This window comes from Winogradskyella aurantia (assembly GCF_002266855.1).
Lineage (GTDB): Bacteria > Bacteroidota > Bacteroidia > Flavobacteriales > Flavobacteriaceae > Winogradskyella > Winogradskyella aurantia.
The window spans coordinates 308220-321586 of the sequence record NZ_NGJN01000002.1; the positions used below are offsets into that span (position 1 = coordinate 308220).

A 13367-nucleotide genomic window follows, 5' to 3' on the forward strand; every position below is an offset into this window, starting at 1 on the left:
ACTCAAATTTAGATGCTGCTAATCGATGCATTAATAGCTTGTGGCTTAAAACTATAGACTATTCCAAATGTTTTCTAAAGCTCTTTTTAACCTTTTCAAAAATGAGCTCTACCCGTGATGTTTCAATATTTTTAATTTTAGCAATGTCTTCAAAATCTAAATTCCCAAAGATGTATAAATCAACAATATTCGAAATATTTATAGGCAACCAATGATAGAAGCGGCCAAAAACTTTAGGCGCCTGCGTAGCTGAGAGGTCTTCTAGCTCAAAGGCCCTCAAAATTGACGTTTCCTTATCTTCATATAAATAGAGGTGGTTGCCTTCATCTTGGTGGTATGAAATATCACTGAGTTCCGTATTTAGGATTAAGTCCAAATCAGCATCTATTGTATAATTTTCACCAAGCCTGTCTAATTCGTCTTTCAAAATGGAATCCGTGCTTATGGTATTCTTATGAAATGCTTCTTTTTTAAATAGATTGTTCATGTAATCATCGATCAGGCGGAAGAGCTCTAACTTTACAGCCATACGCTCTGCATCAATATTGAAACCTTTGGTATAGAGCTCAATGATGCAATCGTCAATAATACCATTGGAGGAGTACATATTTTTAGGTAATATCCCGGTTGTTTCGGCAATATAAATTCTATGTTTTACATAAGGATGCAGATGCTGCACTGCGGAAAGCACTTTTTTATCAAAAGTAGTTTGTGAAGATTTTGAGGATATGTCTTTTAGTGAGCTCATGACCTTAATTTTTTTTGTTTCCTTAAAGCTATTAAGAACTAAGTGCTTTTTCTATGACAATTGTCATTTTTTGCTCAATAGCACATCTAATTTACTAGTGCAATATTGTATCTTTACCATATGCTAAAATCCTTTTCCGATACTATTGATGGACCATTAAGATGTCTTAAGCAGGGCAAATTACTTTTGGCCATTTCTGGGGGTTTAGACAGTGTGGTTTTAGCATGGTTATGCCACGAATTAAAATTGAATTTCGCCTTAGCGCATTGTAATTTCAACTTAAGGGATGAAGAGAGTAATACCGATGAAGATTTTGTAATCAACTTAGCAGAGGACTTAGATGTAGAAGTTTTTATCCAAAATTTTGATACGCTTTCCTATGCCCAATCCAATGGACGATCTATTCAAATGGCAGCGCGTGAATTGCGTTATGATTGGTTAAAGGAACTAGCTGGCCAATTAGAGTTTGACTACATCCTTACAGCGCATCATGCGGATGACAACCTAGAGACCTTCCTTATTAACTTCACCCGAGGCACAGGATTGAATGGCTTAACAGGGATTCCAACAATTAATGACAATATTGTAAGACCTTTACTCTCGTTTCCGAGGGCTCAAATCCAAGAATATGCCAGAGACCATAATATAGACTGGCGTGAGGATAGCAGTAATGCAACGCGAAAATATTTACGCAATAAGTTTCGTCATGATATTGTACCCATTTTAAAGGAGATTAATCCAAACCTATTAGACAGTTTTCAAAATACATTGGAACACTTGAAGGATACTGCAGATATCGTTGAAGAAAGTCTCAATGCTGTCGCAAAACGAGCCATTGTCAATATTGACGACCATGGGGTTACCTACAAGATATCGGAATTTAAAAAAGTGAATAATCCAAAGGCCTATCTCTTCGAAATGTTCAAAAACTTTGGGTTTACCGAATGGAATGATGTCGTGGATCTATTAGATGCTGAGTCTGGAAAGTATGTAAAGTCAAATTCCCATCGCTTAATTAAGCACAGGGCGCATTTAATACTTACGGACCTTCAGACTTATACTAATGAGCCTATTATCATTAACGAATCGGATGCTTCAATCGAAACGCCTTTAGGGATCCTGAAATTAGAAACTGCGAAGAGCTACCTCCAAGCCGATTTGCATACAATTTATGTAGATAAACACCGACTTAAGTTCCCTTTGATGTTAAGACCATGGCAAGAAGGTGATATTTTTCAGCCTTTGGGAATGACAGGTAAAAAGAAGGTCAGCAAATATTTAAAAGACGAAAAAACATCACTTGTTGAAAAAGAAAATACGTGGGTTTTAACCTCAGATAATGAAATTATTTGGATAGTGGGTAAGCGTGCCGACGAGCGATTTAAAATCACCTCGAAAACTAAGGATATATTGAAGATAACGCTTAAGGGGTAAGCCTCATTAATGGCCATGAAATTAAAAGGAAACGTCGTAGATATTGTTAATCGTAGAATCTTTAAAGGTGAAATTACCATTGAGAATGGTAAAATCTCCAGTGTCCATGAAAGATCTTGTGCAGAAAGCCACTATATTTTGCCTGGCTTTATAGACGCGCATATCCATATTGAAAGTTCAATGTTGGTGCCTTCAGAATTTGCAAAAATTGCTGTAAAACATGGTACTGTTACGACAGTTTCAGACCCTCACGAAATCGCTAATGTGTTAGGGATAAAAGGGGTAGAGTTTATGATTGAAAACGGCAAACAAACACCCTTTAAATTTAATTTTGGGGCACCATCTTGTGTTCCCGCGACTGGTTTTGAAACGTCGGGAGCGATTATAGATTCAGATGACATTAAATCATTAATGTCTAACCCAGATATAAAATACTTGGCTGAATTTATGAATTATCCCGGTGTTATAAATAAGGATAAGGAAGTTCTAAAGAAAATTGAATGGGCCAAACGTTTTAATAAACCGATAGATGGCCATGCACCAGGTTTAGGTGGAACCGATTTAACTAAATATATTTCTGAGGGCATTTCCACAGATCATGAATGCTTTACCTATAAAGAAGGATTAGAGAAACTTCAAAAAGGAATGAAGGTCCTTATTAGGGAGGGTAGTGCCGCTAAAAATTTTGAAGCTTTAATTGATTTGTTAAACGAGAACCACGATAAAATGATGTTCTGTAGTGACGACAAGCATCCTGATGATTTGCTTTTAGGACACATTGATCAGTTATGTGCAAGAGCAGTGGCTAAGGGTATAGATGTGTTCAAAATATTACAGGCAGCTTGTGTCAATCCTGTAAAGCATTATAACTTGGATGTAGGCTTGCTTGAGGTAGGTGACGCTGCTGATTGTATTGTTGTTGAAGATTTAAAAGACTTCAAAACGCTTCAAACCTATATAGATGGTCAGTTGGTTTATGATAAAGGTCTATCAAAAATAAATCACGTTCAATTTGAGCATTTAAACAATTTCAACACAAATGTCAAACAGGTTTCAGATTTCAGATTAGAATCTGAGGCCCAACAAATACGAGTTATAGAATGTATAGATGGCGAATTGGTCACCAATGAAATCGTTGAAAATGCAACTTTGGAAGATGGAAATTTAGTATCAAATCCGAACAAAGATATCCTTAAAATAGCCGTAGTCAATCGGTATACGAATGAAAAACCGGCTTTGGGATTTATAAAAAACTTTGGACTAAAAGAAGGAGCTATTGCGAGTTCGGTAGCTCATGATTCTCATAATATTATTGTTGTTGGCGTTTCTGATGAAGCCATTTGCAAAGCCGTTAACCTCATTATTGAACATAAAGGTGGCATCTGTGCTATCTCTAATGAAGCGCAAAAAATTATATCCTTACCTGTTGCAGGCATCATGAGTGATCAAAATGCTGAAACCATTGGAAAACAATATGCGGAACTGAGTGAAATGGCAAAGAACTTGGGAAGTAAATTAACGGCTCCTTACATGAGTCTGTCCTTTATGGCGTTGTTGGTTATCCCTTCGTTGAAAATCAGTGATAAAGGGCTTTTTAATGGAGGTGCCTTTAAATTTGTTCCATTGACTATAAGCTAAATCCATTTCTAATGTTGATTTCAAGTAGATAAAAAGTATATTTTTACACTCAGTAATATAATTATGCCAGTAATAGAATCTAATTATAAGCCACCATTTTGGGCAAAGAAGAGTTTTGTGTCTACGGTGTTTTCTGGTTTGGCGAGACAGGTTAAAGGTCTTGAGCAAACAAGGGAGCGCATGGAGTTACCAGACGGTGATTTTTTAGATTTGGATTGGAGTCATTCCGATCAGAGCACAGATAAAGTTGTTATTTTACTTCATGGTCTTGAAGGACATGCACAGCGACCCTACATAACAGGCACAGCAAAACTGTTTAATGAAAATGGTATAGATGCTGTTGGTGTAAATTTTAGGGGCTGTAGCGGTGAGCCTAATAGACTTTTTAAAAGCTATCATTCTGGTGCGACAGAAGATTTAGACACTGTGGTAAACCATCTGATCGTCAAGTATGATTATAATGAAATCTACATAAAAGGTATTAGTCTTGGTGCCAATATGGCCTTAAAATATGTGGGTGAAGACAGAGACCTTCCAGAACAAATTAAAGCCGTAATTGCCATTTCTACACCTGCTGATTTAAAAGGCTCCTGTGATGAATTATTAAGTTTTAAAAACAAACATTACGCTATTCGCTTTTTAGATCACTTAAAAAGTAAACTTAAACCTAAGTTAATACAATTCCCTGAAAGCATAACAGTTAAAGAGTTTAATTCAATTAAAAGTTTAATTGATTTTGACCATATCTATACCGCAAAGGCCCATGGGTTTAAGGATGCCTATGATTATTATGACAAAGCCAGCTGCCGTCAGTTTTTATCAAATGTTAAAATACCATCCTTAATAATCAATTCCCTGAATGACTCTTTTTTATCTGCAGGATGTTATCCAGTAAAAGAGGCCAAACAAAATGACAATCTTTATTTGGAGATGCCAAAATATGGTGGTCATGTGGGCTTTATCGATAAGGATAATGTGTATTACAATGAGAGGCGTGCCCTTGAGTTTGTTTTAGGCTAGTTATTGGCGTCACTTATAGTGTAGTTACTACAAGTGCCTCTATTTCCAAAAACTCGGGTTAAGTATAAAAGGTTTCAGAATTAAATTCTAGGTATTTTTTATATTTATCTAAACTTTAGGATATGCTCAAAAAAATATTCGCCAGTGCTGTGTTTGGGGTAGAGGCATCAACCATAACAGTTGAGGTTAATGTAGATTCCGGAATTGGGTATCATCTGGTTGGCCTTCCCGATAATGCCATAAAGGAAAGCAACTACCGCATTGCAGCAGCATTGCAGAATAACGGTTATCGTATTCCGGGTAAAAAGATTACCATTAATATGGCACCTGCCGATTTACGCAAAGAAGGTTCGGCTTATGACCTTACTCTTGCTATTGGTATTTTAACAGCTTCTAACCAAATTAAAGCTGAGAATTTGGAAGAATATCTTATTATGGGCGAACTGTCCTTAGATGGTAGTCTCCAGCCCATTAAAGGTGCATTACCCATAGCGGTAAAGGCAAGGGAAGAAGGCTTTAAGGGTTTTATTTTGCCCGTGCAAAATGCAAAGGAAGCCGCTATCGTTAATGATTTAAAAGTCTATGGCGTAGAGAATATCAAACAAGTCATTAACCATTTTGATAAAGACGAGCCCATTGAGGAGGTCGTTATCAATACCAGGGAGGAGTTTTATAAGAATTTAGACTTTCCTGAGTTTGACTTTGCCGATGTTAAAGGCCAAGAGAGTATAAAGCGCTGTATGGAAATTGCAGCGTCAGGTGGTCATAATATTATCCTTATTGGACCTCCCGGCTCAGGTAAAACCATGCTTGCTAAACGTTTGCCAAGTATTCTGCCTCCCATGACATTGCATGAAGCCCTTGAAACTACCAAGATCCATTCTGTTGTGGGTCGTGTAAAAGCACACGCGGGACTCATGGCACAACGACCCTTTAGAAGTCCACATCACACCATATCAAATGTCGCCCTAGTTGGCGGTGGAAGCTACCCGCAACCCGGTGAGATTTCACTATCACACAACGGCGTCTTGTTTTTGGATGAATTACCCGAGTTTAAACGTGAAGTCTTGGAAGTGATGCGACAACCTTTGGAAGATAGGGAAGTTACCATTTCCAGGGCAAAATTTACGGTCACTTATCCGTCATCATTTATGCTTGTGGCGAGTATGAATCCAAGTCCAAGTGGTTATTTTAATGATCCTGACGCGCCCGTGACCTCGAGCCCGGCGGAAATGCAACGTTATTTAAGTAAGATTTCAGGGCCTTTATTGGACCGCATTGATATTCATATTGAAGTGACACCGGTACCATTTGAAAAATTATCTGACGACCGAAAAGGGGAGTCTTCAGTGTCGATTAGGCAGCGCGTTACCAAGGCACGGGAATTACAAACAGAACGTTTCAAAACACTCGATAATGTGCATTATAACGCGCAGATGAATACTAAGCAAATCCGTCAATACTGCCGGCTTGACGATGCCTCTTTACAATTGCTAAAGTCGGCGATGGAGCGTTTAAACCTATCAGCTAGAGCCTATGATCGTATTCTAAAAGTATCGCGCACCATTGCGGATTTGGAAGGTGCTGCTGATGTGTCTGGCACTCATATCAGTGAAGCTATTCAATACAGAAGTTTGGATCGTGAGGGCTGGTTGGGCTAGTTGTCTTTAACAAAATAGTTAATGACTTCATCATTATGGACGTGCTCCCATTTAAAGTTAGAATCATCATCCATAATGTAAGAATAGCTCTTGGAAGCCATTTTTCCCGAGGAATCGTTTACAAAGGTCATTATTGTACCCAATCGTGTAAGGTCCATATAACGATTTTCATCTAGTGCTAATAATTGCACTCTGGGTAAGTCAGAATTTTCACCCTTGCGCTTATAGTAAAACGTACCGCCTTCTATGTAGAATTTTCGTTGACCATAATCTCCTGAGTGTTTTATATGTTGCGACTTTAATTCCTCGGGGTCTGTATTTTGAATAAAGTTGATGTGATTTAAGATGTTTTTCAGATAGCCGTGTTTAGGATTTTCGGCATAGGCTATTTCATAAAGGCGTTTAGCCGCCTCTGTATTATTGTTCTTAAACGCCTCATGTGCTTTCCGAATATTCTCATCTTCTTTAAAAAATAGAAAGGTCGGGCTTGAATTATATGTGTAATAAGTGGTTTTTATAGCAATTGCTTTACCCTTTATGTCTTTAATTAAATCTATACTAGAGCTAGCATTTATGGCAGATCCACCGACTAATGTTGTCGGGCCACCCAATGAATAGGCTGTCATCTCCTGATGTCCCAAATAGCGGATAATTCTGTCGTTCTCTATCCACATTTCAATGGTCTGTTCGTTATTGAAAGAACGATAATGACCTTCAAATTGCTCTAATAATTGACTATCAAATCCATTGGTTTTTAAATAAGCCACTGCAGAATCAAAAACGTTTATTCTATTATCCTGTGGATTTTGGAGTGATTTAATCTCATTAATTAGGCTTTCAGCTTGGTCAAACGCTCCAAGTTGTATTAGTGGCTGAATTTTAAAAGCTTTTATATTAGAATTGATAATCTCGTAGGATTTGAGTTGATCAATAATAAACTTATCCCGACCCGATAGAATAGCTGCATTAATGAGGTTTTCGCCATTTGCTGGGTTGAGGTCTTTATCAAAAAGCGCCTCAGACTGCTTGTAATAGCCGTCGATATTCCTTGTTTCACCATAGATACCAAATAAGACATCATTATAAAATTCGTTTGTGGGATCTACCTCTAATTGCAGTTTTACCTGTTGTTCCGCCAAATCAAAATCCTTAAAGGCCAGATTTCGCTGAATGTTTACCTCTAACTGCTTTTGTAAGGGTAATTTGCTCCTAAAGGCATAGGCCTTATCTGTTACATCTTGGACTTCCAATTGTCCGTTGTTCCATCGATATAGCTGTTTAGCTTTTTCAAGATAGGCCATGGCGAAAGTACTATCTAAGCTTATGGCACCATCAAAATCCCGTTCGATGAATTTTTGGACGGCTTTTTCAGAATAACTCATAAACTCCTTAACAGGGAGATCAATGTACTGTATGGTATTGGTTTCAACAAAGCCGGCCTGTTCCGTTATATAAAAACTTATTTCATCTATCATTGCCAGAAAATCAGTCCCGGTAAAGGTCTGCTGTTTCAAAACTTTGGCGTTATTTGCCTTGCGTTTATAGACAGTAATACTGATTTGCTCACCTTCTTTTTCAAAATTACCATCAATGTAAAAACTGTGAAATAAAGATGCTTGCCTTATCTTATCAGAGGTTTGACTAATATTTTCATAATAGGGGCTGATACTTTTGTTTTGTTCTAAATCATAAGCCAATAGCTTACTAATCCCATTCCGCCACCAGTCAATAGAATCATTGTCCTTAAGGTTTTCAAAGGTAAATAAGGGTACTCCAATTCTAAACTCTTCCTTGGTGATGGTCTTACTTTGTATGTTTCCTTCGTCGTCGGTGTATTCAATAGCTTGAGTGGTAGCCCCAAGATCAGAATTGCCAAAACCTAAATAAAGCCCAATAACAAGTATTACGATATTGAGTGGGATAAAAATTTTCTCACGAAGTTTGATAATCCGCTTGCTTAGCCGTTCTTGATGATACAGATAGATGAGTAACGAGGGACTTATACCGATAAAAAACCATAATAAAATATCAACCCAATAAGGAGAAATACTGTAGCGAATGAGAATCCAATCCACAAATTGCAAAAAGGTCCATGCCGCAACCAGATAAGCCGCAAAAAACTTTACAGTGTTTAACCACTTTCTTTTTCGATTTTTAGCTTCCATAATTAAGTCGAAACTGTCAACTTTTAGTTTTAAGAGAGCAGAAAGATACTTATTATTACTTATGAAATAAAAGGGAAATTGGGCTAAACCAAAAATTAGTTAAAACTCCATCCAAAACCTGAGGTTAGGTTATAGTCAAAATCACTGCCTGTTGCGGCGGCTTGATTATCATAATTAAACTGTAGTGAGGTTTTTACGTAAAAATCATAGGGTAAATCCCATTTCATATCAAGGCTGTAATCAATTCGCCAACGACCACTTTCGCTTAAACTGGGAAACACGTTAATATTGGTATTAAGGCTCCAATCTTTATAGTCGAACATATTTAACTGAGATCCAATAAAAAGTTCTGTAGATTGATTATCTGGAGTGGCATCGCTAAAGTTTTCAATATTGAAGTTTAAGCCGGCATTAAGACCCCATGATAATTTATTGCTTAATACTAGAAAACGACCAGCACCAGGTCTAATGCCATATCGCGAATCTAGTGCCTGCTCTGTATTTGACAAAAAACTTACATTAGCAAGTAAGTACCAATTTCGGGGTAAAATGCGCTGAATTTCGCTTGTAATATTCGTCCTTTGTATTTCAGCAGTATTATCTTGATTGGAGTCCAATGAGTTAATACTGGCGTCAAACACCCATTTAGGTCCGCGATAAGCTAAACCACCACCAACTGTCAATTGACTTGCATTGTTGGCCTTTGTAAGCGTATAACTGAGGTCTATATTTCCACTAATACGTTTCCAAAACCTATCAGATATTTCATCCAAAACAATCAGTTCCGAAATATCAAAAACCTCCGTCGTGCCGTTGTTGTCAGAAAAAGTGAATGTATTAGCAGACTTACTTTTAACATACCCTGTTCGTCTGCGCCCCCCGCTTAATATTAAAAAACAGCGCTTCTGTATTTTAATTTGAGTCACTTCACTAAAATCTATGGAAAAATCACTATCACTGTATGGTGTTTCCATGGTTAGAACCCCAGAGCGTAATTTTTTTATTTCACCATAAAGGACATTACCATTTTTAACTACTATGGTATCATTTTGTGAAAAAGCTAATGCGCTAACTAGAAGAAAAGCAAACACGAAAATTATTCGCATAGAACTTTAAAAATTAAATTTCAAACTGACGGCGTAGCGAAACGATACCGTGTCGAAGGCACTTTTTCGTTTATTGCGGTTAAAATCAAAATCGCCGTCAATTAGATCAAAAATATTGAAATTTTCAAGGGCTTCATTAAGGTCCTCAAAAAACTCGTCTGGTAATGGGTCTGATTTATTTTGGAAACTCAGGTTGTAGTTTCCAGCTCCGGGACCAGCAATTAGGAAGTCAATCGCAAAACGTTTGCTCAACGGGAGTTTATAACCGACCATAAGGCCCAAGGATCTAACATTTAATTCAGTTTCAAATAAAAAGTTATAATTGCCTCCTTCAGAATCGATATAAGTCCCTACTAAATCTGAGTTATAACCCGAAAACTTAGCATAAAGACCTACATAAAAGCCAATAGCTCTTTGGTTGATAAATTCATTGATATAATATCGACCCTCTATAAGAGCCTTGTATCCAGAGTAGTTGATGTCACCAGTCTTTAACTGCTCTCTATCAATTCCCGAAATATTTACTAAGCCTTCTTCTGCTATTGGGCCGGCACCAATGAGTCCTGACCAGTGTTTGCCAAAACTACGTTCATAGGTTATAAGCGCTTGGCCGTCAATAAGACCCAAAACTTCGAGCCCCACTTCATTAGCCCTTGTTTTTTGATTGTCTTCTAATTCCTGACTAAAAACCAGGCTTGAGGTTACTAAAAGAAAAAAAAGAATCTTGGCTTTCATAAGGTTGGCATTAATGTACAATAAAGTTAAGGATTAATTTTTCTAGAACCACTCTATATTATTTCGAAATATCAGCCACACACCTAAAGCCTACATGGTTCATGGCCGAGTCCATTTCTAGTGGCATCTTAGCCGAAACACGATAACTAGCGCAATAACTGTCATTACATAAAAACGACCCACCTTTTATTACGGTATGTGTTGCATAAGGGTTGCCACCGTAACTGCTCTTGTTTGACCCTTTAGGGTTATTCACTACTGAATTTTGTGGCAAAGACTTGTAATAATTTTCGTCAAACCAGTCAGCGGTTATCTCCCATACATTTCCAGCCATATCATATAGACCAAAATCATTAGGTCTAAAACTACCAACTGGCGCGGTGGTTTCATAACCATCTGCAGCTGTATTGGTAGAAGGAAATCGTCCCTGATAAAAATTACATTCGTAAGGTGCTTCGTTGACATCTTTATTTCCCCAAGGATAAATGACATCCTTTGCACCTCCCGTTGCAGCATATTCCCATTCGGCCTCAGTAGGTAAGCGTTTCCCAGCCCATTTGGCATAGGCTTTGGCATCTTCATAGGCGATATGAGCCACCGGATGGTCATCTTTTCCTATAATTGAACTGTTTGGGCCACTTGGATGTTTCCAATCGGCATAGTTGGTCCATTCCCACCATTGAAAATAATTGGACAAGTCCGTCACGTTTGGTTGAGCTTTGAATACTAAAGAGCCCGGTCTAAGGGATTCTTCAGGTGGCTTAGGAGTGCCAGGAGCTACTTGCTTTTTTAATTCTTCCCAATCAATGGGACGTTCAGCAATAGTTACATATCCAGTAGCTTCAACAAATGCCCTGAACTCTGCATTAGTCACCTCATGAGCATCCATGTAAAAACTATCTACCTTAACAAGATGTCTAGGGTATTCACGAGGCAAAGTAAGGTTCCCGATAGCACCCATCATAAATTCTCCTGCTGGTATCAGTACCATTCCATCGGGTAGACTTGTATATGCTATTTCTTGATCAGGCGAATCTGGTAGTACTGTGTTTTCTGAGTCTTGAGTAACCACCGTTTGTGCCTGGATGGTATCAATAGTGGTTAAAATTTGAGAACGTCCTCCAGCTGGATGGCAATCGGTTTTAGACTCTATCTTATCGGATGCAATAGTTTTTGATGATGTCCCGTTTTTGCAATTGAGGATCATTAAACTAAGAAGTATAACATATAAAAATTTCATATATATAACCTATCTAAAAAATTTGTTGATACCGATACCAAAATTAAAACTGTTATAGGCATTTACCAGAACATCATAGTTAAACACAAAAAGGACTTCCAAACTTTCTTTTTCGAGTTCTAATCCATATTCTACACCTAATCGTACTACGGTAAAATTGGCATTTTTTTCCCATTCTACACCGGCTCCAGCAGCAACTCCCAATGATTCTGTAATTTTATAGGTTCCAACTAAAATAGTAGAAAATGGCAATTCACGTTCTATGAACTCTTCTTCTGAATTGGCACTTTCTACAATAAAAGACTCAATGATAATATCGTTATGCAATCCGAAGGACCATTTGTCATTAAAAATATAATTATAATTTAAACCCAATGAAGGTGCTGACAATCTTTTGAGTTCTCCGTCAATGCGTCCTTGGTTAATATAAGTGTGACTAATAAATGCCCCTATAGAGTGTTTGTTGGATGCCTTAGTTTCAGTTTCTGGCTTTTGACTAAAGCAATCCGTTGAAAACAAGAATATGAAGAAGCTAAAAACTAATATACAATATGTCTTCATATAATGTTTATTGAAACGGAAAAACGGTTTTCCAATCATTTTTCATGTCTATGACCGTCCAGCCTTTCCCATGCGCTTCGTCAAGCCCTTTGTCTAATCTGCCTATTGATGATTCACGATCATAGGCCCATTCACGCTCTGCATCGGTATGATGCAAATATAACTGAAAACTTGGATAGGTATTGGAATCTGTGTATTGTAACATCTGTAAGTCACCATCGGAGTTGCCTGAAGCGAAAATAGGTTTTTTACCAATATGTTGATATATACCCACTGGCTTACCTTCTTTGTCATCAATAAAATCTATCTCTGGTAATTTAATAATTGAGGCTTTGCCATCAGTGTAGTCAAATTTAGCTTTTATACTGCTACCTATAATCTGGTCTGATGGAATACCATAGGCCTCAGAAGCCCACACACGCATAAAATCGATACCACCTCCTGAAACAATAAACGTTTTAAATTCGTTAGCTCTCAAATATGCCAATAACTCCACCATAGGTTGATAAATTAAAGCACTATAAGGCTGATTAAATCGTGGATGTTTTGTAGTCTTCAACCAATTAGAAACTGCTTTTTTATAGGCCTCACCAGTCATTCCAGAGTGGCTTACCATAACCAATTCTAATAACCCATGCTCTCCAGAAGCCATGAGTCCTTTCATATCATTATTTATAACAGATTTAAAGGGTTCCTTGTCCTTCCATTCTGGGTGATCCTTGGCCATGGCTTTAACTTGGTCAATTGCGAAAAACAATTGGAAGTAAGCAGGCTGTTCTGCCCAAAGATTTCCATCATTATCGAAAGTTGCAATACGATCTTCAATAGGCACAAAATCTGGACCTTGTGTAGTGACTTTTTCTATAAAATCTATTATCGCAGTTTTGGTTGCGCCGTCATTCCATGACGATAAAGGATCTGAAATCTCGTCAATGGTTGTTGCAGCCTCTTCATTTTGATCACTCCCTTCCTTACATGAAAAAAAAGTGATTCCGATAAACAGTATATAAATTATATTTTTCATCTTTCTCGGCTTAAGCAAAAAAAAGGCAGACCGAA

At 37.6% G+C, this 13367-nt stretch carries 11 protein-coding genes; 4 read left to right on the forward strand and 7 right to left on the reverse strand.

Annotated features, from left to right (window positions below; translation table 11 throughout):
• Positions 1–58: 58 nt before the first annotated feature.
• Complete coding sequence (locus CA834_RS04810) at positions 59–748, reverse strand: hypothetical protein (RefSeq protein ID WP_094967535.1); 690 nt, start codon at positions 746–748, stop codon at positions 59–61.
• 120 nt (positions 749–868) lie between these two features.
• On the opposite strand from CA834_RS04810, the gene tilS reads away from it, so the two are divergent.
• From tilS to CA834_RS04830, 4 genes are all read left to right on the forward strand, one after another.
• Entirely contained in the window at positions 869–2182 is a 1314-nt protein-coding gene (gene tilS / locus CA834_RS04815) for a tRNA lysidine(34) synthetase TilS (RefSeq protein WP_094967536.1), read from the forward strand.
• Positions 2183–2197: 15 nt separating this feature from the next.
• Positions 2198–3820 (forward strand): adenine deaminase, encoded by a 1623-nt coding sequence (gene ade / locus CA834_RS04820; protein ID WP_094967738.1) that lies wholly within the window; start codon positions 2198–2200, stop codon positions 3818–3820.
• Between the two features lie 63 nt (positions 3821–3883).
• Entirely contained in the window at positions 3884–4840 is a 957-nt protein-coding gene (locus tag CA834_RS04825; protein WP_094967537.1) for a YheT family hydrolase, read from the forward strand.
• Between the two features lie 122 nt (positions 4841–4962).
• Positions 4963–6501, forward strand: coding sequence for a YifB family Mg chelatase-like AAA ATPase (locus CA834_RS04830; RefSeq protein ID WP_094967538.1), 1539 nt, complete (start codon positions 4963–4965; stop codon positions 6499–6501).
• On the opposite strand, the gene CA834_RS04835 is transcribed toward CA834_RS04830, so the two are convergent.
• The 6 genes from CA834_RS04835 to CA834_RS04860 all read right to left on the reverse strand — a co-directional run bounded on the left by CA834_RS04835 (position 6498) and on the right by CA834_RS04860 (position 13332).
• Positions 6498–8666, reverse strand: a complete 2169-nt coding sequence (locus CA834_RS04835) for a hypothetical protein (protein WP_094967539.1) — start codon at positions 8664–8666, stop codon at positions 6498–6500. The two genes, CA834_RS04830 and CA834_RS04835, sit on opposite strands and share 4 nt — an antisense overlap.
• Before the next feature lie 95 nt (positions 8667–8761).
• Complete coding sequence (locus CA834_RS04840) at positions 8762–9772, reverse strand: DUF481 domain-containing protein (protein ID WP_094967540.1); 1011 nt, start codon at positions 9770–9772, stop codon at positions 8762–8764.
• Between the two features lie 6 nt (positions 9773–9778).
• A complete protein-coding gene (locus CA834_RS04845) occupies positions 9779–10507 on the reverse strand; it encodes a DUF3575 domain-containing protein (RefSeq protein WP_094967541.1) in 729 nt (242 codons plus the stop codon).
• A 58-nt stretch (positions 10508–10565) separates the two neighbouring features.
• Positions 10566–11747: a formylglycine-generating enzyme family protein gene (locus tag CA834_RS04850; RefSeq protein WP_094967542.1), complete on the reverse strand. Its 1182-nt coding sequence runs from the start codon at positions 11745–11747 to the stop codon at positions 10566–10568.
• Positions 11748–11756: 9 nt separating this feature from the next.
• Complete coding sequence (locus tag CA834_RS04855; protein WP_133085452.1) at positions 11757–12308, reverse strand: hypothetical protein; 552 nt, start codon at positions 12306–12308, stop codon at positions 11757–11759.
• Between the two features lie 7 nt (positions 12309–12315).
• Positions 12316–13332 carry an HAD family hydrolase gene (locus tag CA834_RS04860; RefSeq protein ID WP_094967544.1) on the reverse strand — a complete coding sequence of 339 codons (1017 nt, stop codon included), beginning with the start codon at positions 13330–13332 and terminating at the stop codon, positions 12316–12318.
• Positions 13333–13367 lie beyond the last annotated feature (35 nt).